Genomic DNA, 20,211 nt, shown 5'->3' on the forward strand with positions numbered 1-20,211 from the left:
CACCGGCCGCCCCGTACGGCCCCGGCCCGCACCGCCCCGTCTCCGTCCGTCCCCCGCCCCGAAGGAGCCGACCCCGTGAAGGTCACCCTCGATCCCGAGCGCTGTGTCGGCGCCGGCCACTGCGTCCTGTCCGCCGGTACGGTCTTCGACCAGGACGAGGCCGACGGCGTCGTCCTGCTGCTGGACCCGGAACCGGCCGAGGACCTCGCCGGCGCCGTCCTGGAAGCCGCCGACCTGTGCCCCGCCCGGGCCATCCTGGTGACCGGGGCCGACGGGCGGCCCGTATGACCGCCGCCCTCCTGGACGCCCTGCGTGCCGCCCTCGACGGCGACGGCGCCCTGGTCACCGACCCGGACGCCACCACCGGGTACGCCCACGACATGATGCCGCTGGCCCCGTACGGCCGGCCGCTCGCCGTGGTCCTGCCCGCCTCGGCCGAGCAGGTGCGGGCATGCGTACGGGCCTGCGCGGCCGCCGGCGTTCCCATCGTCCCCCGGGGCGCCGGAACGGGCCTGACCGGCGCCGCCAACGCCGTCGACGGCTGCGTCGTCCTGGCCACGACGCGGATGAACCGGATCCTCGAACTCGACCCGGACAACCGGATCGCCGTCGTGGAGCCGGGGGTGGTCAACCAGGACCTGAAGACGGCCGCCGCCACCCACGGCCTGTACTACCCGCCCGACCCCTCCAGCCTCGACACGTGCACCCTCGGCGGCAACCTGGCCACCAACGCCGGCGGGCTGTGCTGCGGCAAGTACGGGGTCACCGGCGACTACGTGCTCGGCCTGGAGGCGGTCCTCGCCGACGGCTCCCTCCTGCGCACCGGCCGGCGCACCGTCAAGGGCGTCGCGGGCTACGACCTCACCCGCCTCCTCGTCGGCAGCGAGGGCACCCTCGGCATCATCACGCGGGCCACCCTCGCCCTGCGCCCGCTGCCGGCCGCGCCGGGCACCGTCATCGCGGCCTTCGACTCGGTGGCCCAGGCCGGCGCCAGCGTCAACCGGATCGTCCGGGCCGGCCTCGTGCCCTCCCTCATGGAGATCATGGACGCGACCTCGCTGCGCGCCTCCTCCGCCTACCTGGGCACCGAGCTCGTCGGCGAAGGGGACCAGGCCCTGCTGCTGTGCCAGTCCGACGCCCCCGAAGCCGCCCGCGAAGCCGAACTCGACCACATGGAACGCGTGTTCCGGCAGGCGGGCGCGGTCTACACGCACGCCACGCAGGACGCGGCGGAGGGCGCCCTGCTGCTGCGCGCCCGCCGGGTCAGCCTCGCCGCCCTCGAAGCGCGGGGCGCCTGCATGACCGAGGACGTCGCCGTGCCCCGCACCCGCATCGCCGAACTGATCGACGGCTGCACGCGGATCGGCACCGACGCGGGGCTCACCGTCGCGGTCGTCGGCCACGCGGGCGACGGCAACATGCACCCCACGGTCCTCTACGACGGCGCCGACACCGGGCAGTACGCCCGCGCCCGGGCGGCGTTCGACGCGATCCTCGCCCTCGCCCTGTCCCTCGGCGGCACCATCACCGGCGAGCACGGGGTCGGCAAGCTCAAGCAGGACTGGCTGGAACGCGAGCTCGGACCCGTGGCGCTGCGCGTCCACCGGAGCCTCAAGGAGGCCCTCGACCCGGCGGGCCTGTTCAACCCCGGTGCCGTCCTCGCCCGCCGGCCGCCCGGGAAACACCGTGCCACTTGAGACCTGCGGACGCTGTTCCTCACCACCCTGCTCTTCCGCACCGGCGCCATGGCCTGCCCCTTCCTCACCCCCACCTGCTGAGCGGCGCAGGCCTGGACGCGGCCGGGGCGGCCGTCTGCGCCGCCTGCCTGCTGCTGCTGCTGCTGCTCGCCGCCCGCACCCACCCGTACACCTGGCACAAGGAGGAACCGTGCACAAGCGCGACCTGACCCCCTTCATCGGCGTCGAGTACACCGGACTCACCCACGCCGAACTCACCCGCCCCGAGGTCTTCGCCGACGTCGTCGACTCCCTGCACCGGCGCGACCTCGTCGTCGTGCGCGGCATCGACCTCACTCCCCGGCAGCAGATCGGGATCGCCGCCCGCATCGGCCGGCCCGTCCCCTTCCTGCTCGCCGACTGGCGCCACCCCGACTTCGCCGAGATCCTCGTCTCGTCCAACGAGCGCAGGGCCGGCCGGCCGATCGGGATCGAGCGCGTCGGCCACTTCTGGCACCAGGACTCCTCCTTCGACGCCGACCCCTCTGCCTACACCGTGCTGCACGGCGTACACGTCCCCGAGGGGCACGGCGACACCGTCTTCGCGAGCGCCGCCGACGTCTACGACCGGCTGCCCGATGAGTGGCGCGACCTGCTGTGGGACCGGATCGGGCGGCACACCCTCACCAAGCAGCAGCGCATCGCCCCGGAGCACGTGGGCCTGTCCATCGCCGAGGTGCGCGCCCTCGTCGCCCGCCAGTACCCGGCCGTCGAACACCCCGTCGTCCGCCGCGACCCGCACACCGGCCGCCGCTTCCTGTACGGGGCCCGCGCCTACATGGACCGGGTCGTCGGCCTCGACGCCAACGAGAACGAGGAGTTCTTCGACCTCGTCGACACCCTCCTGGCCGACCCCGACCGGACGTACACCCACCGCTGGACCCCGGACGACCTGCTGCTGTGGAAGACCGCCACCACCTACCACGTCGCCTCGGACCTGCCGCCCGGCGTCTCCCGGACCGTCCACCGCGTCAGCGTCGCCGCCGCGTGAGCACGCCCCCGAAGAAGGGATCCGCCATGGCCTCCGCCCCGGCCGCCCCGGCCTCCTCCGCCGCGCCCGTCGGCGTGATCGTCGACGGCTACTCGGTCGGAAAGTACCTGCCCGCCGCCTTCCGCCGGCTCGGCGCGGACGTCGTGCACCTGCAGAGCACGCCCGAGTTCCTGGACTGCGTACCCCCGCCGGACCTGCGCCCGTACCTGGCCAACGTGGTCCAGGACGCGGCCGACCCCGCCCGCACGGTGCGGGAGCTGGCCTCCTACCACCCCTGCGGGGTGCTGCCCGGCCAGGAGACCGGGGTCCCGCCGGCCGACCGGACCGCCGAGCTGCTGGGCCTGCCCGGCAACCCGTCGGCCACCTCCGCGCTGCGCCGCGACAAGTACCTCATGATCGAGGCGCTGCGCGCCGCCGGCATCCGCTGCGCCGACCAGCTGAAGTCCGGCGACGTCGAGGAGGTGCTCGCCTGGGCGCGGACCACCGGCTACCCGGTCGTCGTCAAACCGCTCAGCTCGGCCTCCACGGACAAGGTCTCGGTCTGCCGCGGCCCGGACGAAGTACGCGCCGCCGCCACCGAGATCCTCGGCAGCCGGGACATCTTCGGCCGGCACAACGACGAACTGCTCGCGCAGTCCTTCCTGGACGGCACCGAGTACATCGTGGACGTGGTCAGGGGGCCCGGCGGCGCACGGCACGTGTGCGGTGTCTGGCGGTACGACAAGACCCTCGTCGGGACCCGGCCCGTCTACGACCGGGACGTCCTGGTCGACCCCGGCGCGCCGGTGGTCGAACCCCTCGTCACCTACCTGGACACCGTGCTCGACGCCCTGGACATCCGGTTCGGTGCCGCCCACGCGGAGATCATGATGACGGCCGCCGGGCCGGTCCTCGTCGAGGTGGGCGCACGGCTCGACGGCATCATGGACCCGGGCCACCACGACGCGTGCCTCGACGGGAACCAGGCCGACCTGCTCGCACTCGCCTGCGTACGCCCCGAGGCGTACCGGCGCGGGCACCCCGGCGACAGCCTGTACCGCAAGCACCGGGAGGGGATGGTCGTCCACGTCCGCACCACCCGCGGCGGTCTCGTCGAGGCCGTGGACGAGGACGCCCTGGCCCGGATCCGCGCCCTGGACACCGTGCACCTGGCCGTGCCCCGGCTGGCACCGGGCGACCGGATGCGACCCACCACCGACCTGCTGTCCAGCCCGCTGCGGATCTACCTGACCGGGGACCGCACGGAGCGGCTCCTCGCCGACCACCGCCGCATCCGGCTGCTGGCCGACGACGTGTTCCGCCTCGCCCCGAACTGACCGCGTCCGCACACTCCGAGGAGCCCCATGGGCGTCGCCATCAGAAGCGACCTGGCCACCGTCCCCGACTACAACATCCCCGGCACGGCGCCCGACGCCGTCCTGCTCAACTCCAACGAGGGGCCGCTGCCGCCACCGCCCGCCGTGGTCGAGGCCATCACCCGCGCCGCCGTCGAGGGCCACCGCTATCCGCAGTGGTTCTCCGACACCCTGGTCGGCCGGCTGGCCGCCGTCCTCGCCGTCCCCGAGGAGCGGATCGCCGTCGGCTGCGGGTCGGTGAGCCTGTGCCGCGACCTCGTCCAGGCGTTCTGCGGCCCCGGGGACGAAGTCCTGTGCGCCTGGCGGTCCTTCGACGCGTATCCGGTCTTCGCCAGGGTCACGGGCGTACGCGCCGTCACCGTCCCGCTGGACGCCGGCCACCGGCACGACCTGGAGGCGATGCTCGCGGCGGTGACCCCCGCCACCCGCGTCGTCTTCGTCTGCAACCCCAACAACCCCACCGGGACGGCGGTCCGGGCCCGCGAGCTGCGCACCTTCCTCGACCGCCTCCCCGACCGGATCCTGGTCGTACTGGACGAGGCGTACCGGGAGTTCGCCGACGACCCCGACGTGCCGGACGGGATCGAGCTCGCCCGCGACCGCCCGAACGTGGCGGTGCTGCGCACCTTCTCGAAGGCGTACGGGCTCGCCGGTGTGCGCATCGGGTACTGCGTGGCGCCGCCGGCCGTGGTGTCCGCCGTCCACAAGGTGTCCGTCCCCTTCGCGGTCAGCCGCCTCGCCCAGGCCGCGGCCCTCGCCGCACTCGACCGCCCCGAGGAGGTGCGCTCGCGCTCCGCGGCGATCGTCGGCGAACGCCGCCGGCTGCAGACCCGGCTGGCCCGCCACGGCCACCCGGTTACCGCCTCGCAGGCGAACTTCGTATGGCTGCCCCTGGGGGAGCGGGCGGTCGCCTTCGCCGACTTCTGCGCCCGCCACGGCGTCCTCGTACGCGCCTTCCCCGGGGACGGGGTCCGCGTCACCGTCGGCCTGCCGGAGGAGAACGACGCCTTCCTCTCGGCGGCCGACCACTATCGCGCCGGCACGGATCCCACCGGGGCACGCGGACGCGGCGCCGACGGGTGAACGACGGGGCCGCCGTCAGCCGGAGACGGCCTTGTCCCAGTAGCGGTTGACGGTCTCCTTCGCCTTCTGCTGCTGCGCCTCCGTCGGGAACGCCGGTGTGCCCTCGACCGTCGGCAGGTTCTCGGCGGCAGCCGTGTCGAGGGTGCCGTCCTCCTTCATGGCGTCCATGAGGACGGGGCGTGCGTAGGCGCCGAGCCGGATGTTCTGGCCCTCCGGGCTGAAGACGTACTCCTGCCACAGACGGGCCGCGGCCGGGTGCGGGGCGTCCTTGTTCACCCCGTTGGCGTAGTACTCGGCGAAGCTGCCGTCGAAGGGGATGGCGGTCCGCCAGTCGACGTCCGCGCCCTTCCTGCGGAACTCGTCGGCGTACCCGAGGTTGAGGAAGTCCCAGTCGATGCTGATCGGGGTCTCGCCCTTCTCGATGGTCGCCGGGGTGGATTCGACCGGGATGAAGTTTCCGATCCTGCTGAGCTCGGCGAAGAAGTCGATCCCGGGCCGGATGTCGTCGAAGGAACCGCCGTTCGCCAGGGCCGCCGCGTACACGCCGGCGAACGCGGAGCCGGACTTGGTCGGGTCGCCGTTCAGCGCGATCTTGCCCTTGTACTCGGGCTTGCGCAGATCGGCGAAGGTCGAGGGGCAGGTCTCGACGCGCTTGGCGTCACAGCCGATCGAGACGTAGCCGCCGTAGTTGTTGTACCAGCGGGCGCGCGGGTCCTTCTGGTCCTCGGGGATGCTGTCCCACGGCGCGACCTTGTACGGGGCGAGCAGGCCCTGCTCGGCCGCGGACCGGGCGAACGAGCCGCCCACGTCGATCACGTCGGGGGCGCGGCCGTCGCGCCGGTGCTCCTTGATGGCGTCGATCTCGTCCTGGCTGGTGCCTTCCGGGTTCTCCACCGAGACCGTGATCCCGTACTTCTTCTCGAAGCCGTCGATCAGCGCGCCGTAGTTGGCCCAGTCGCTCGGGAGCGCGATCGTGTTGAGCGAGCCCTCCTTCTTCGCCGCCGCGGTCAGCGCGGCCATGCCGCCGGCGTCCGTGGCGGAGGTGGCCACCGCGGGCTCTCTGGGCACGGCGGCGGGCTTGTCCGCACAGGCGCCGAGGGGCGCCGCCGCGGAGGCCAGGAGGGCGGCGACGACGGCTGTCCGGAGACGAGGTGCGGGCACAAAGGCTCCATGGCGGGCGGTCGCGTACCGGTCGGAACCAGCGTACGTTCACAGGCCCCGGTGGCGCAGTCCCGGCCCGCCCGGTCGCCGCGTTTCCCCCGGCCGCGCTCTTCGTGGCCCCCGTACCGGCGCGTCCCCGGCGCGGTCTCAGAGCGGCTCGTCGTCCCACCCGGCCAGCAGGGTCTCTCCCGGAACCGTCACCGCCGGCGGGGCGCCCTCGTGGAGGGCCTGCTCACTCCAGATGATCTTGCCGCGATCGGTGTAGCGCGTTCCCCAGCGCAGCGCGAACTGCGCGACGAGGAACAGACCGCGGCCGCCCTCGTCGTTGTCGTCGGCCCGGCGCAGGTGCGGGGAGGTGCTGGATCCGTCGGAGACCTCGCAGACCAGGTTGCGGTCGTAGAGCAGCCGCACCCGGATGGGCTCGGTCCCGTAGCGGATGGCGTTGGTGATCAGTTCGCTGAGGATGAGCTCCGTGGTGAAGGCGATGTCCTCGAGGCCCCAGTCCGCGAGCTTGCGGGCGCAGGCGTTCCGCACCCGGGACACCTCCGCCGGTTCGGGCGGCACGTCCCACTCGGCGATCCGCTCGGGGTCCAGCCGCCGGGTGCGGGCGACCAGCAGGGCGACGTCGTCGTTGGGCCTGGTCGGCAGCATCGTGTCGATCACCGCGGTGCAGATCTCCTCCGGGGTGCGGGCGGGCCCGGCCAGCGCGGCGCGCAGCGCTGCCAGCCCCGCGTCCGGGTCGCGGTCGCGGCTCTCGATCAGCCCGTCGGTGAAGAGCGCCAGCACGGAGCCCTCGGGCAGGGTCAGCTCCGCGGTCTCCATCGGCAGCCCCGCGCCCAGGCCCAGCGGCGGGGAGACCGGCACCTCGGGGAAGGTCACGGTGCCGTCGAGCCGGACCAGGGCAGGGCCCGGATGCCCGGCGGTGGCGGCCGTCACCCGCCCCGAGGAGGGGTCGTAGACGGCACACAGGCACGTGGCTCCGGTGATCCCGCCCCACTCCTGCTCGTCGGTGTCGATGTGGGCGACCAGCTCGTCCAGGTGGCTCAGGAGCTCGTCCGGAGGCAGGTCGAGGGTGGAGAAGTTGTAGACCGCGGTCCGCAGGCGACCCATCGTGGCCGCGGCGTGCAGGCCGTGGCCGACCACGTCCCCGACCACCAGCGCCACCCGGGCGCCGGGCAGGGGGATGACGTCGAACCAGTCGCCGCCCACCGCCTGGGCGGCCAGATAGCGGTGCGCGACCTCGACGGCGGACTGCTCCGGTACGTGCCGGGGCAGCAGACTGCGCTGCAGGGTGTCGGCCACGGTGTGCTCGCGGGTGTAACGGCGGGCATTGTCGACGGACAGCGCGGCCCGGGCGGTCAGCTCCTCGGCGAAGGACACGTCCTCCTCGTCGAAGGCCGGGGAGTCCCGCCCCCGCCAGTAGCCCGCCATCCCCAGCACGACGCCCCGGGCCCGCAGCGGCACGGCGATCATGGAGTGGATGCCGCGGTCCAGGATCAGCTGGGCATTGGCCGGGTCCTGGGTCCGCCAGAGCCGGGCGCTGCGCAGGTCCGCCTCCAGGACCGCGCGGCCGCCCGCCAGCCCGGCCGCCATGGGGCTGTCGGGAACGAAGCGGATCAGTTTGCCGACGGGGTAGAGCGGATGGTCGTCCAGATGGCCGACGGCGGCGGTGCGGCGCATCTCGGTGTGCGCCTCGGGCGGCTCCTCGCCGCGCAGCACCGGGTCCAGCAGATCGACCGTGACCACGTCGGCGAACCGCGGGACCGCCACCTCGGCCAGTTCCTCCGCGGTGCGCTCGACGTCCAGGGTCGTACCCACCTGGACCCCCGCGTCGTACAGCAGCTTCAGGCGTTCGCGGGCCACCTCGGCCCGGCCGGACAGGGCCCTCAGCTCGGTGGTGTCCCGCAGCGTGACGACGGTACCGGCGGACCCGTACGGGGCGGTGGGCCGGATGTTCACCGCCAGTAGCCGATCGGCTGCCATGTGCACCTCGTCGGTCACCGCCCGGCCCGACACGATCGGCTCGGCGATCCCCTCCTCCAGACCCAGGTCCGTGACGGGAAGCCCTTCCGCGTCCGCCGGCAGGTCCAGCAGCCGGCGTGCCTCGTCGTTGGCCAGCAGCAGTCGTCCGCCGGCCCCGACGATCAGCACGCCCTCCCGGACCGCGTGCAGTACCGCGTCGTGGTGCTCGTACATCCTCGTCATCTCGGCCGGTCCCAGGCCGTGGGTCCGGCGCAGCAGCCGGCGGCTCACCAGCGCGGTGCCGCCCGCGGACAGGGCGAGCACCGCGGCCGCGCTGCCCAGGACGACCGGCAGCTGCCCGTTCAGCATGTTCTGGACGTTCTCGACCGTGACCGGGGAGGAGACGATGGCGACGACCTTGCCGTCGGCAGCCTTCACGGGGACCACCGAGACCACTGACTGCCCCAGGGAACCGGTGAACGTCTCGGTGAAGGACCGCCCGGCCGCCGCCCTCGCGAAGGGGCCGACGACGTGCTTGCCGATCTGCCGCGGGTCGCTGTGGGCGAGGGTCAGCCCGTCGAGCGTGTACACGTTGATGCCGTCGACCCCGGCGATCTTCGCGGCCGCCTGGGCGCTGGGCTGGAGCACCGCGCTGGGGTGCTGGCCGCGCACGGCGGCGACGATCCCCGGGGACTCGGCGAACGTCCCGGCGGCGGCGAGGGTGCGGTTCCGGGCGTCCATCATGGCGGCGCTCCGGCCCTGCACCACGAGCGCCACGACAGCGGCGGCGACGAGGAGGACGACGACCGCCAGCTGGAGGAGGAACACCTCACCGGCCACGCTGCGCGCGCTCAGCAGGGAGGACAGGCGCTGCGGCCGCCGCCGCACCCCTTCCTTGGGGGGCGGGGCCTGGTCCCGGTGCTCCTGGCGCTCCCGGTGCTCCTGGCGCTCCTGGCGCTCCTGGCGCTCCTGGTCGTTCCCCGGGAGAGGAGGCCGGGAGCGGGCGGAGGAGCCCATGCCGGAACCGAGCAGCCAGCGCCGGATTTCTCCCAGATAGTTGCTCATCAGTCCATTTTCCAACCTCCGCGCGCTGTCGGCAGCGTGCGGCACGTGCGCCCGGTCCCGCAGCACCTCCGGCAAGGGACGGCCGCGTCACCGTTCCGGCCCGCCGACACGTCTGACCGACACTCACCGGGCAGGAGCAGCCGCACGACTTCGCAGGGGGCGGGCCGGCGGTCCACCCCCGGTGCGGGGTCCCGCGGCCGTCCGTGTGCACGTGTTCGGACCAGCCGGTAACGTCGATTACGTGCGTTCCGCCCATACCGCCGCGGCGCCGTCCGGCGGGCAGCCGTCGATCGGCAGAGGAACGGGATCACATGGCAGAGCACAGCTACCGTGACGGGACGGCGGTCGCCGGGGCCGCCCTGGCCCTCCTGGCGGCACTCGGCCCGGTGCCGGCGGGTGCCGCCCAGCAGAATGCCGACACCGGCCCCACCCCCGGCACGGCCGCCGCGTCACGCTTCGAGCCCGGGCCCTGCCCCCGGACGCCCGAACCGATCGAAGCGCTGGCCAACGCCCGGTGCGGCTTCCTGGAGGTCCCGGAGAACCGTGCCCGTCCCGGCGGCCGGACCATCCGGCTGGCCGTGGCGGTCATCCCGGCCGTCTCGGCGAAGCCCGCCCAGGACCCCGTCGTGTTCATGTCGGGCGGCCCCGGTGGCGAGACCTTCGACGACATCCCGTTCCTGGTCTCCTCCGGCCTGAACCGGGACCGCGAACTGATCGTGATGGCCCAGCGAGGCAACCTCTACGACCAGCCCGACCTCGCCTGCCCGGAACTGGACCGCTTCAACAGCACGGCCGTGGGCCTGCCTTCCTACGCACCGCAGACGCAGCGGCTCATGCTCGACGCGGTGAAGCAGTGCCGAAACCGCCTGACGGCCGACGGAACCGACCTGAGCGCCTACAACAGCACCGAGAACGCCGCCGATTTCGCCGACCTGCGCACGGCGCTCGGCATCGGGCGGTGGAACGTCTACGGCCACTCCTACGGCAGCAACCTGGCCCTGACGTACCTGCGCCTGCACCCCCAGGGGATCCGTGCGGTGGCGTTCGACTCCATCGCCCCTCCGCAGTCGGTCTCCCTGCCCTTCGCCTGGGCCAGCGCCCACGAAGGCCTCCAGAACATCTACAAGGCCTGCGCGGCCGAGCCCCGCTGCAAGAGCCGCTACCCGGACCTCGAACGCACCCTGAACGAGCAGGTGCGCAAACTGGAAGCCCACCCGCTGACCCTGAACGTCCGGCCGCCGCAGGGCGGGGACCCGGTGAAGGTCGTCCTCGACGGCGGCGCGCTGGTGAACCTGCTGGTGGCCAAGGCGATTCCGTTCGCCGAGCTCCCGGCGGCGATCGACGAACTCGGCCGCGGACGTCCGGAGCGCTTCGCCAGGGCCCGCGCCGCCGGCGCGGCCCAGGTCGTCGGCCAGACCGCCCACGGTCTGACGAATTCGGTCGTGTGCAGCGAGTGGGTACCGGACCACACGGCGTCCGACGTGCTGGACGCGGGCCGCCGGGCCTTCCCCGACTGGCCGGACCAGGTCCTGGCCCAGGCGCCCCAACTGGCCTTCCAGGACCAGGTGTGCCGTGTCTGGAACGTCCCGGACCGCACCGCCCAGCAGCGGGTGGCGCCCGCCGGCTCGGTGCCGACGCTCTTCCTCAACGGGACGGGTGACATGAAGACCGGGGCGAGCTGGGCACAGCGGACGGCCCGTACGCTGCCCGGGTCGACCACCGTGCAGATCCCCGGCATCGGGCACTGGGTGGTCCCGCAGTCGCCGTGCGCCCAGAAGGTACTGGCGTCCTTCCTCGCCACTCCGGCCGCGCCCGACACCGCGTGCGTGGCGGGCCTCGGGTGGGAGCCGTTCACGATCACCCCGAAGTGACCGGGAGGGCGGATGCCACGACCCCACGTACGGAGGTTGCGCTCCGGGTCGGCCGCGACGGTGACCGCCATCCTCGTCACCGGCCTGCTCGCGGCGCCCGCGAGCGCGCAGGGGGAGACGCCCGGAGGCGCGAGCGGCACGGTCGCCCGCACCGTGGGGGACGCCCGCTACGAACCGGGCCCCTGCCCCAGGACACCGCAGCCGGTCCGCGAACTCGAAGGGGCCCGCTGCGGCACGCTCACCGTGCCCGAGAACCGCGTCAGGCCGGGCGGGCGGACGATCGCGCTCGGCGTCGCGATCGTCCCCGCGGCGGCCGCCCGTCCGAAACCCGACCCGATCGTGTGGCTCTCCGGCGGACCCGGCGACGACGCGGTCGGTGCCGCGAAGCGGGCGGTCGACGGCGGCCTGAACCGCGACCGGGACGTGATCCTCATGTCCCAGCGCGGGACGTACTCGGCCGACCCGGCGCTCACCTGCCGCAACATCGACGAGTTCAACGCAAGGGCGGTCGGCCTCGTCTACGACGCGCCGGCCACGGAGCGCGCACACGTCGCCGCGACCAAGGCCTGCCGCAAGAAACTGGCGCGCACCCCGGCCGACCTCGGCGCCTACAACGACATCGAGAGCGCCGCCGACTACGCGGACCTGCGCACCACACTGGGGCTGCGGGAGTGGAACGTCTTCGGCATCTCCTACGGAACCCACCTGGCGCTCGCGTACATGCGCCTGCACCCGGAAGGCATCCGGTCGGTCGGCCTCGACGGCATCCTGCCGCCGTCCAGGGCGAGCGCGGCGGCGGCCTGGAGCAGCGCCCGCCAGGGATTGGACGCCGTGTTCAAGGCGTGCGCCGAGCAGCCGGCGTGCCACCGCAGATATCCGGACGTGTCCGCCACCTTCGACCGCCTGGTCCGCGCACTGGAGGCCGAGCCCGTCACCACCACCGTCACGCTCCCCGACAGCCCGAAGCCCGTGAAGGTCGTCCTCGACGGCGGAGCCCTGCTGAACTGGATGATCTCCGCCACCCAGGTCGCCACCGGGGTCCCCCGCGCCCTCGACGAGCTGGCCCGGGGCGACCCGCGGCGCGTCGCCGAGCAGTGGGCGGGCGGCAGGTTCAGCCCCCAGGCCATCGGCCGGGTCTCCCACGGTCTCGCCTACGGAGTCTTCTGCAGCCAGTGGGTGCCGTACGAAACCGGGGCCCAGGCCGTCCGGGCCGGCCGGCAGGCGTTCCCGGCGTTCCCCGCCTCCGTACTGGCCCAGGCTCCGCAGCTGCCCTTCCTCCGATCGGACTGCGAGGCCTGGCACGTCCCGGCGGCCCCCGGCTCGATCCGGGACGTCACCCGCAGCGACATCCCCACCCTCGTGCTGTCGGGCGGCTTCGACTCCCGGACCGGCGCCGACAACGGCCCGTACGTCGCCCGGACCCTGAGCCGTGCCACCGTCGTCACGGTCCCCTACGCACCCCACGTGGTGTTCGCCACCTCGAAGTGCGCCCGATCCATCACCTCCTCCTTCTTCGACGACCCGACCGCCCCGAACACCGCCTGCCTCGAGGACCTCGAGCCCCCGAAGTTCGACATCGCCCCCTGAGCCGGCCGAAGGTCCCGGGGAGAGCTGACCGGACATGCGAACCGTTGTAGGCTCCGAGGACTGCACTTGACCTGCGTAAAGCAGGCAGGTAGCCGACAATCCGGGAGTTTCTCCATGCTTCGTACCATGTTCAAGTCCAAGATCCACCGGGCCACCGTCACCCAGGCCGACCTGCACTACGTCGGCTCCGTGACCGTCGACGCCGACCTGCTGGACGCGGCCGATCTGCTGCCCGGGGAGCTCGTCCACATCGTGGACATCACCAACGGGGCGCGGCTCGAGACCTACGTCATCGAGGGGGAGCGCGGGTCCGGGGTGATCGGGATCAACGGCGCCGCCGCGCACCTGGTGCACCCCGGGGACCTGGTCATCCTCATCAGCTACGCGCAGGTCGAGGACGCCGAGGCCCGGGTGTTCGAGCCCCGCGTCGTACACGTGGACGGCGACAACCGGATCGTCGAGCTGGGGGCGGACCCTTCCGCTCCGGTGCCGGGCACGGATCAGCGGCGCAGCCCGCACGCCGTGGCCGTCTGAGGGAGCGGGGGATCATGCCGATCGAGTTCCGGGACGACCGTGGGGCCGGGCGGCTGCTCGCCGTCGAGGACGGGGCGGTGGTCGGTCGCATCGCGTACTTCGTGCTCGCCGACGCGCCCCACGCCCTGGTCGCGGTGCACACCATCGTCGAGCAGGGGCACGAGGGCCTCGGTATCGCCGGCGGGCTGGTGAAGACCTTCTACGGGATCGCCGCCGCCGAGGGGGTGCCCGTGGTGCCGCTCTGCCCGTACGCGGCGAGCTGGGCCGCCAAACATCCCGACGAGGCACCCGAACCGGCCGCCGGGGTCGTGGCGGCGGCCGAGGCGCAGCTGGCGGCGTCCCCCGGCCTCGGGTGACCGATCTGCTCCTGCTGCACACCTCGCCCGTGCACGTCCCGGTCTTCGACTCCCTGCGCGACCGGCACCATCCGGGGGCCGCACTACGGCACCTGGTGGTCCCGGAGCTGCTGGACCGGGCCCGGGCCGAAGGGCCGGAGTCGGTGGCTCCGGCCCTTCGGGAGCTGCTGCTCGCGCAGGCCGGGCCGCCCGTACTGGTCACCTGCTCCACCATCGGGGCGACCGCGGAGTCCCTGGCTCCGGCGCTCGGCGCCCCGGTGCTCCGGGTGGACCGGCCGATGGCGGCCGCCGCGGTGCGGGCGGGGCCGCGGATCGCCGTACTGGCCGCCCTGGAATCCACGCTCGCCCCGACCTGCGCGCTGCTGGCCGAGGAGGCCGGTGAACGGCCCGTGTCGATCGTCACGCACCTGGTCGCCGGGGCCTGGGACCGCTTCGAGGCCGGGGACACCGCCGGCTACCTCACCCTCGTGGCCGAGGCCGCCGACGCCGTCACCGGCGCGGACGTCGTCGTGCTGGCCCAGGCCTCCATGGCCGGGGCCGCGGACCTGGCCACGGGCCCGGTCCCGGTACTCTCCAGCCCGGCTCGCGGCCTGGCCGCGGGCCTGGCGTTGCGCTCGACCCGGTAGGCCAGGCATAGAGGCCGCAAACGCGGGAAGGTGGGGCTTATGGTGCGAAAGCGAGATGCAGAAGAGACGCAGCCGCCCGTCCCGGGACCGAGTCCTTTCCCCGACCCCGAGCCCATTCCGCGGCCCGTACCGCCCGTGCCCGGCCCGGTGCCCGAGCCGGACCCGGTCCCCGCGCCGCCCGGGCCCGCGCCGATCCCGCAGCCCGGGCCCCTCAGCCAGGGCTTGCCCGGCCGGTCGTGCGGAGCCAGGTGACAAGGGGCCGCGCCTGCCGTAGCGCGTGGCCACGGCTCCGGCGCGCTCGAGCCGATTGATTGCCCGTTCAACGGTGTTGCGTCTCGTTACCGCGCTTCGTCGAAGCCGTGTGGCCGTCCGCCGCGTGAGCCCTTGCGGAGGCGGGCGACGAGGCTCTGCCACGGCGTTTCGCCCTGGTGATCTGCCGGTGCCTCTCCCCTTCGAGCAGGGCGCCGGCGGCGGGTCGATGCGGGCGCCAGCCGCGTGCCGGTGTGCGCGAACAACGTCTATCGGTGTGCCGGTCGGCCGGGGTCCAGGGGGCGGGCCCTCGGCGAACGACCGGCCGCACCGCGGCCGGCGGCGGTGCTGCTGCTCGTCGGCGGATTCGGAACCTGCACCGCCCTCCTGCTCACGTGGCGGGGCTTTCGCGCGTCACGGATCAGCCACAGCGCACCCGCACCGGTCCCGGCGCCGACACCATGACGCCATGCGCACACACCACACCGTCACCCTCCTCGCCGCCGCCGGCCTCCTCGCCCTCACCGGCTGCTCCGAGGCCGTGACCAGCGAGCCCAAGCCCGACGACAAGGTTGCCGCCCCGCCGTCCGCATCCCGGTCGAGCATCGCCCCCGAGGCGCCCAGCTCCGCAGCCGCAGCCGCCGGCATCCCGCCCGGCCCCGCCCCCGAGCAGCGCGCCGTCTACCTCGCCGCGCTCAACGGAATCGACCCCGAGATCGTCGACGGCAAGGACGACAAGGCCGTCAGCCGCGGGCTGAGTCAGTGCCAGTCCATGAAGGACGAGAAGGACCCGACCAAGCGTGTCGAGTCCACGAACCGGCGCTTCATCAGCCCCAACCATCCGGACGGCTTCGGCCCCACCAAGGCCGCCTTCATCCTCGCCGCCGTACAGACCAACCTCTGCCCCACGTACTGACGGAGCCACAGAGCACCACGCTGCGGGTGGGTGCGGGTACGGCCGCCCGTCGCCCTGCGGGCGGGGCGGCAAGGCGGCGCGGTGACATCCCTTGTGGGCGATACGCAACCGTTCCGCCGCCTTTCACGTCTCACCGTGCAGGAGCGACCAACTCCTATGACGACCAGGGGGAAACATGAAATTCACCCGTTCCGTCCTTACCACCACCGCATTCGCCGCCCTGGCCCTGGGGGCCACGACCGCGCTGGCGGCGCCCGCCACCGCCGCACCCAACACCACGCCGCAGAAGGTCTGCGGAAGCGCCTTCAAGACCGTGAACTCGGCCGCCATCGGCTCGCTGGGCACCGTCTACCTGACGTACAACGCCGCGAGCGGCAAGAACTGCGTCGCGACCATCCGCAACAACCCGGGCGCGGCCGTGGACATGGCCCTCTGGATCGAAGTCCCCGACACCTGGGAGCGGGGCGAGGACTACGGCCGGTACACGTCGTACGCGGGCCCGGCCTACGTGTACGGCAAGGGCCACTGCGTCGACTGGGGCGGGGGCATCAGCAACGTGCACGTGCAGGTGTACAACTCCAACTGTGGCGCGCTCAAGGAACACCGGGTCACCGAGGTCCGCTGACACTCGCGAACGCGGCGTTCCGTGACGTCGCGCGGTCGCCGGGTCGGACCTTCGACCCGACGACCGCATGGGGCCCGGGGCGGATCCCGGACCTGGATGCCGCGCGTCCGGGCTTTCCCGGTCCGTGACGAGCCATCTCGGGGGTGGCGGCGGACGGGGCGTCCGGCACACGATCCCGGAGAAGACCGACGGCCGGGCCGTCCGCCTCGGGAAGGGCTCACGAGGCGGACGGCCACCCGGCTTCGACGACGAGCGGTACGAGCCACTGGCCGCGCACATGACCGGCCGGACAGGTCCCAGGGGCTTAGGACGTGCGGACCTCGGAGCGGTCGCCGCTCCAGAGGGTGTGGAAGGAGCCCTCGCGGTCGGTGCGCCGGTAGGTGTGCGCGCCGAAGAAGTCCCGCTGCCCCTGGGTGAGGGCCGCGGGCAGCCGCTCCGCGCGCAGCGCGTCGTAGTAGGCCAGTGAGGCCGCGAAGGCGGGCGCCGGGATGCCCTGGCGCACCGCCGCCACCAGCACGGACCGCCAGCCGTCCTGGGCGGCCGCGATCTCCTCGGCGAAGTGCTCGTCCGCCAGCAGGCTCGGCAGCTGCGGCCGCGCGTCGTACGCCGCCCTGATCCGGTCCAGGAACGCGGCCCGGATGATGCAGCCGCCGCGCCACAGCGAGGCCACGGCCCCCAGGTCCACGTTCCAGCCGTACTCCTCGCTGCCGGCCCGGATCTGGTGGAAGCCCTGGGTGTACGAGACGATCTTCGACGCGTACAGCGCCTGCTCCACCTGGGCGGCGAACGCCTCCGCCTCCTCCGGCGCGAGCGCGGCAGCCGTCGGGCCCGCGAGCCCCCGCGCGGCGCCGCGCAGGTCCGCGTGGCCCGAGACCGCGCGGGCGAAGACCGCCTCGGCGATCCCCGACACCGGTACCCCGAGGTCGAGGGCGATCTGCACGGTCCAGCGGCCGGTCCCCTTCTGCTCGGCGGCGTCGGCCACGACGTCGACGTACGGGCGCCCGGTCGCGGCGTCCGTGTGCGCGAGCACCTCCGCCGTGATCTCGATCAGGTACGAGTCCAGGCGTCCCCGGTTCCAGGCCCGGAAGGTCTCCGCGATCTTCGCGGGGGAGTAGCCCGCGACCTCGCGCAGCAGGTGGTAGGCCTCGGCGATGAGCTGCATGTCGGCGTACTCGATGCCGTTGTGCACCATCTTGACGAAGTGCCCGGCGCCGTCGGGCCCCACGTGCGAGGTGCACGGCGTGCCGTCGGCGGCCTTCGCGGAGATCTTCTCCAGCAGCGGTCCGAGGGAGGCGTAGGACGTGGTCGAGCCGCCCGGCATGATGCTCGGGCCCAGCAGTGCGCCCTCCTCGCCGCCGGATATGCCCACACCCACGAAGTGCAGCCCCTGCTCCCGCAGTTCCCGCTCGCGGCGCCGGGTGTCCTCGAAGTGCGCGTTGCCGCCGTCGATGATGACGTCGCCCTCCTCCAGGAGCGGGGCGAACTCGCGGATCACCGCATCGGTCGGCTCCCCGGCCTTCACCATGACGACGATGCGCCGGGGGCGCTCCAGCGCGTCGACGAACTCCTTCGCCGACTCCGCCGCCACGAAGGAGCCCTCGTGCCCGAACTCCTCGACGAGCGCGGTGGTCCTGGCGGCGGTGCGGTTGTGGACGGCCACGGTGAACCCGTTGCGGGCGAAGTTGCGGGCGAGGTTGCTGCCCATGACAGCGAGTCCGGTGACGCCGATCTGGGCTGTGCTGGTGCTCATCGTTGCGCTCCTGCTTGCTTCGGTGTGCCTTCGGTGGGCCGGGAGCACCGAAGCTACCCCCACGCGGGGCCCGGTGGATCTTTTGCTCATCGATGTACAGTCAAGTTCCGGTGGCATGCGCCCCGTTGCGCCTCTTGTCACGCTCTGATCGCGACGTTAGGTTGTGCCGTTCCTGATGTCTTCGATGGGGGCTCCCATGGGTGTACGGGGCCGGCACCGCCGGTATCAGCCGAGCAGCATCAACCGGGCCTCACTGGCCGTCACCGCCGGCGGGGCCGGGATCGCGCTCCCGCTGATCGGGGCCGGAGTCGCCCACGCGGCCTCCGTGGACACCTGGAACAAGGTCGCTTCCTGCGAGTCGACGAACAACTGGCGCATCAACACCGGCAACGGCTACTACGGCGGCCTCCAGTTCAGCCAGAGCACCTGGCGGGCCTTCGGCGGCACCGCCTACGCCCCGCGCGCCGATCTCGCCACCAAGGACCAGCAGATCGCGGTCGCGGAGAAGGTGCTGAAGGGGCAGGGCCCCGGAGCCTGGCCCAACTGCGGGAAGCAGGCCGGACTCACGCGCAGCGGTCCGGCGCCCGCGGTCACCCCGCAGACGCAGACGCAGACACCGGCGCACGCGCAGACACAGGCGCACGCGCAGACACAGCCGCAGGCCCCCGTGGCGCGCACGGCCCCGGAGCAGGGCGGCGGACCGCGCCCGACGGGGACCTCCGTCCTGCCCAACCCGTACGTCGTCGCGCCCGGCGACTCGCTTTCCGCGATCGCCACCGACCAGCACGTCGAGGGCGGCTGGCAGGCGCTGTACGAGACCAACCGGACCACCATCGGCGGCAACCCGAACCTGATCTTCCCGGGCCAGCGGCTCACCCTGCGGGTCACCACGGCGCCGGCCCTGCCGCCACCGCCCAGGCAGGACCCGCAGAAGCCGCCGCGGACCGCCGACCCGGTACTCCCCGGGGAGCCGGCCGCCGAGAAGCCCGCGGAGAAACCGGCCGAGAAGCCCGCGCCCAAGCCGGTCGAGAAACCGGCCGAGAAGCCTGCTCCGGAGCCCGCCTCAGCGCAGCAGAAGCCCGCCGCGGGCGGATTCTCCGCCCCCGTCGACGCGGCCCTCGGCACCGCGTACCGCGTCTCGGGATCCTCCTGGTCCAGCGGCTACCACACGGGCGTCGACTTCCCGGTGGCGACCGGCACCACCGTCAAGTCGGTGGGACCCGGCGAGGTCGTCTCCGCCGGCTGGGCCGGGGCCTACGGCTACCAGGTCGTCATCCGGCACACCGACGGCAGGTACTCCCAGTACGCCCACCTCTCCGCCCTCGGCGTCAAGGCCGGCCAGCAGGTCTCCGGAGGCCAGCGCATCGGCCGCTCCGGTTCGACCGGCAACACCACGGGCCCGCACCTGCACTTCGAGATGCGCACGGGACCCGGCTACGGATCCGACATCGACCCGCTCAAGTACCTCCGCGGCCACGGGGTCCGCATCTGACCCGCGCACGTGCGAGGGCACGACGGTGAGCAGGATCAGGCCGGCCGCGGCGAGCGCGGCGCTGGCCACCGCCGCCGTCGCGCCCGCGGTCCCGTACCGGAAGCCCTCGTCGAACAGCGTGATGCCGACCGTCGCCGCCACCACCGGGTTGACCACGGTCACCGTGGCCAGCGGCGCGGTCAGTCCGGCGCCCCGGTAGGCCGCCTGCGACAGCAGCAGCCCGCCGGCCGCCAGGACCGCTATCGCGGCGAGGTCGGGCCACAGGCCGGGCAGCGCGTCCGGCCCGAAGCCCTCGGCCACCGCCTTGGTGAACACCGAGGCCATACCGAAGGCCGTACCGGCGGCCGCCGCCAGCAGCACGCTGTGCAGCACCGCCCGGTGCATCCGGTGCGCCGCGAGGAACAGCAGCAGCACCGCCCCGGCGGTCACCACGAGCAGCACGCGCCGCTCGTCCCCGGCGAGCGCCTGCCCGGCCCGTCCGCTCCCGCCGGTCAGCGCCAGCAGCCCGGCCAGACCGACCGTGGCCAGCAGAGCCCCGCGCCAGGCCGCCGCGCCCGCCCGGCGGCGCACGAACAGCGCCGCCATGGGCAGGGCGAAGACGATGGTCAGGGCGCCCAGCGGCTGGACCAGGCTCAGCGGCCCGTACGCCAGGGCCACCACGTGCAGCAGCGCACCGAGGCCGTTCAGCCCCACCGCCACCCACCACACGCCCCGGCGCAGCGGGGCGTACCGGCGGTCCGGCGTGCTCGCCGCGACCCGTTCCTGGACGATCGCGCCACCCGCGTACGCAAGGGCGGACACGAGGCAGAGCAGGACCGACAGCGCCAGTGCACTCATAAGGTCCACAATGCC

17 protein-coding genes and 1 pseudogene are annotated in these 20,211 nt (G+C 73.4%); 14 read left to right on the forward strand and 4 right to left on the reverse strand.

The genetic code is table 11. The features are described 5' to 3' along the window. Positions 1-75: 75 nt before the first annotated feature. The 6 genes from ACXNSR_RS32770 to hisC are packed head-to-tail and all read left to right on the forward strand — an operon-like array spanning position 76 to position 5,165. Positions 76-288, forward strand: coding sequence for a ferredoxin (locus ACXNSR_RS32770; protein ID WP_458638971.1), 213 nt, complete (start codon positions 76-78; stop codon positions 286-288). Further along, positions 285-1,697, forward strand: coding sequence for an FAD-binding oxidoreductase (locus ACXNSR_RS32775; protein WP_458638972.1), 1,413 nt, complete (start codon positions 285-287; stop codon positions 1,695-1,697). The genes ACXNSR_RS32770 and ACXNSR_RS32775 overlap by 4 nt, the downstream gene beginning before the upstream one ends. Beyond that, positions 1,694-1,906: a hypothetical protein gene (locus tag ACXNSR_RS32780; RefSeq protein ID WP_458638973.1), complete on the forward strand. Its 213-nt coding sequence runs from the start codon at positions 1,694-1,696 to the stop codon at positions 1,904-1,906. Before ACXNSR_RS32775 ends, ACXNSR_RS32780 begins: the two co-directional genes overlap by 4 nt. After that, complete coding sequence (locus ACXNSR_RS32785) at positions 1,888-2,727, forward strand: TauD/TfdA dioxygenase family protein (RefSeq protein WP_458638974.1); 840 nt, start codon at positions 1,888-1,890, stop codon at positions 2,725-2,727. The genes ACXNSR_RS32780 and ACXNSR_RS32785 overlap by 19 nt, the downstream gene beginning before the upstream one ends. Continuing rightward, positions 2,724-4,043, forward strand: coding sequence for an ATP-grasp domain-containing protein (locus tag ACXNSR_RS32790; protein WP_458638975.1), 1,320 nt, complete (start codon positions 2,724-2,726; stop codon positions 4,041-4,043). The genes ACXNSR_RS32785 and ACXNSR_RS32790 overlap by 4 nt, the downstream gene beginning before the upstream one ends. Before the next feature lie 27 nt (positions 4,044-4,070). Next, positions 4,071-5,165, forward strand: a complete 1,095-nt coding sequence (gene hisC / locus ACXNSR_RS32795) for a histidinol-phosphate transaminase (RefSeq protein WP_458638976.1) — start codon at positions 4,071-4,073, stop codon at positions 5,163-5,165. Positions 5,166-5,180: 15 nt separating this feature from the next. Here the strand turns inward: hisC and ACXNSR_RS32800 are convergent, their stop codons facing one another. Both ACXNSR_RS32800 and ACXNSR_RS32805 read right to left on the reverse strand, forming a co-directional pair. Further along, entirely contained in the window at positions 5,181-6,326 is a 1,146-nt protein-coding gene (locus tag ACXNSR_RS32800) for an ABC transporter substrate-binding protein (RefSeq protein WP_458638977.1), read from the reverse strand. Between the two features lie 147 nt (positions 6,327-6,473). Next, positions 6,474-9,353, reverse strand: coding sequence for a SpoIIE family protein phosphatase (locus ACXNSR_RS32805; protein WP_458638978.1), 2,880 nt, complete (start codon positions 9,351-9,353; stop codon positions 6,474-6,476). 311 nt (positions 9,354-9,664) lie between these two features. Here ACXNSR_RS32805 and ACXNSR_RS32810 point away from each other — a divergent pair, with 311 nt between their 5' ends. The 7 genes from ACXNSR_RS32810 (at position 9,665) to ACXNSR_RS32840 (ending at position 16,117) form a co-directional block, all read left to right on the forward strand. Beyond that, entirely contained in the window at positions 9,665-11,224 is a 1,560-nt protein-coding gene (locus tag ACXNSR_RS32810; protein WP_458638979.1) for an alpha/beta fold hydrolase, read from the forward strand. Positions 11,225-11,236: 12 nt separating this feature from the next. Beyond that, positions 11,237-12,811, forward strand: coding sequence for an alpha/beta fold hydrolase (locus tag ACXNSR_RS32815; RefSeq protein ID WP_458638980.1), 1,575 nt, complete (start codon positions 11,237-11,239; stop codon positions 12,809-12,811). Positions 12,812-12,925: 114 nt separating this feature from the next. Beyond that, complete coding sequence (gene panD / locus ACXNSR_RS32820; RefSeq protein WP_030011425.1) at positions 12,926-13,345, forward strand: aspartate 1-decarboxylase; 420 nt, start codon at positions 12,926-12,928, stop codon at positions 13,343-13,345. Positions 13,346-13,359: 14 nt separating this feature from the next. Then, positions 13,360-13,701, forward strand: a complete 342-nt coding sequence (locus tag ACXNSR_RS32825; protein WP_458638981.1) for a GNAT family N-acetyltransferase — start codon at positions 13,360-13,362, stop codon at positions 13,699-13,701. Continuing rightward, positions 13,698-14,327, forward strand: a complete 630-nt coding sequence (locus ACXNSR_RS32830; protein WP_458638982.1) for an aspartate/glutamate racemase family protein — start codon at positions 13,698-13,700, stop codon at positions 14,325-14,327. The genes ACXNSR_RS32825 and ACXNSR_RS32830 overlap by 4 nt, the downstream gene beginning before the upstream one ends. A gap of 718 nt (positions 14,328-15,045) precedes the next feature. Beyond that, entirely contained in the window at positions 15,046-15,492 is a 447-nt protein-coding gene (locus ACXNSR_RS32835) for a DUF732 domain-containing protein (protein ID WP_458638983.1), read from the forward strand. A gap of 175 nt (positions 15,493-15,667) precedes the next feature. Continuing rightward, the gene (locus ACXNSR_RS32840) at positions 15,668-16,117 is read left to right on the forward strand and encodes a spore-associated protein (protein WP_458638984.1); all 450 of its coding nucleotides are present in this window, start codon (positions 15,668-15,670) and stop codon (positions 16,115-16,117) included. Positions 16,118-16,421: 304 nt separating this feature from the next. Here the strand turns inward: ACXNSR_RS32840 and gndA are convergent, their stop codons facing one another. After that, on the reverse strand, positions 16,422-17,867 hold the full coding sequence (gndA, locus tag ACXNSR_RS32845; RefSeq protein WP_458638985.1) for an NADP-dependent phosphogluconate dehydrogenase: 1,446 nt from the start codon (positions 17,865-17,867) through the stop codon (positions 16,422-16,424). Positions 17,868-18,063: 196 nt separating this feature from the next. On the opposite strand from gndA, the gene ACXNSR_RS32850 reads away from it, so the two are divergent. Beyond that, complete coding sequence (locus ACXNSR_RS32850; RefSeq protein WP_458638986.1) at positions 18,064-19,359, forward strand: transglycosylase family protein; 1,296 nt, start codon at positions 18,064-18,066, stop codon at positions 19,357-19,359. Positions 19,360-19,383: 24 nt separating this feature from the next. Here ACXNSR_RS32850 and ACXNSR_RS32855 read toward each other — a convergent pair. Further along, a pseudogene (locus ACXNSR_RS32855) lies at positions 19,384-20,196 on the reverse strand (DMT family transporter); the annotation flags it as partial. Positions 20,197-20,211 lie beyond the last annotated feature (15 nt).

The organism is Streptomyces sp. NC-S4 (assembly GCF_054353315.1).

What these genes read in the sequence shown, in the direction of transcription:
- ACXNSR_RS32835 (WP_458638983.1), top strand. Translation starts at nt 15,046, where the DNA reads ATGCGCACACACCACACCGTCACCCTCCTCGCCGCCGCCGGCCTCCTC.
- ACXNSR_RS32810 (WP_458638979.1), top strand. Translation starts at nt 9,665, where the DNA reads ATGGCAGAGCACAGCTACCGTGACGGGACGGCGGTCGCCGGGGCCGCC.
- ACXNSR_RS32825 (WP_458638981.1), top strand. Translation starts at nt 13,360, where the DNA reads ATGCCGATCGAGTTCCGGGACGACCGTGGGGCCGGGCGGCTGCTCGCC.
- panD (WP_030011425.1), top strand. Translation starts at nt 12,926, where the DNA reads ATGCTTCGTACCATGTTCAAGTCCAAGATCCACCGGGCCACCGTCACC.
- gndA (WP_458638985.1), bottom strand. Translation starts at nt 17,867, where the DNA reads ATGAGCACCAGCACAGCCCAGATCGGCGTCACCGGACTCGCTGTCATG.
- ACXNSR_RS32850 (WP_458638986.1), top strand. Translation starts at nt 18,064, where the DNA reads ATGGGTGTACGGGGCCGGCACCGCCGGTATCAGCCGAGCAGCATCAAC.
- ACXNSR_RS32775 (WP_458638972.1), top strand. Translation starts at nt 285, where the DNA reads ATGACCGCCGCCCTCCTGGACGCCCTGCGTGCCGCCCTCGACGGCGAC.
- ACXNSR_RS32805 (WP_458638978.1), bottom strand. Translation starts at nt 9,353, where the DNA reads ATGAGCAACTATCTGGGAGAAATCCGGCGCTGGCTGCTCGGTTCCGGC.
- ACXNSR_RS32840 (WP_458638984.1), top strand. Translation starts at nt 15,668, where the DNA reads ATGAAATTCACCCGTTCCGTCCTTACCACCACCGCATTCGCCGCCCTG.
- hisC (WP_458638976.1), top strand. Translation starts at nt 4,071, where the DNA reads ATGGGCGTCGCCATCAGAAGCGACCTGGCCACCGTCCCCGACTACAAC.
- ACXNSR_RS32815 (WP_458638980.1), top strand. Translation starts at nt 11,237, where the DNA reads ATGCCACGACCCCACGTACGGAGGTTGCGCTCCGGGTCGGCCGCGACG.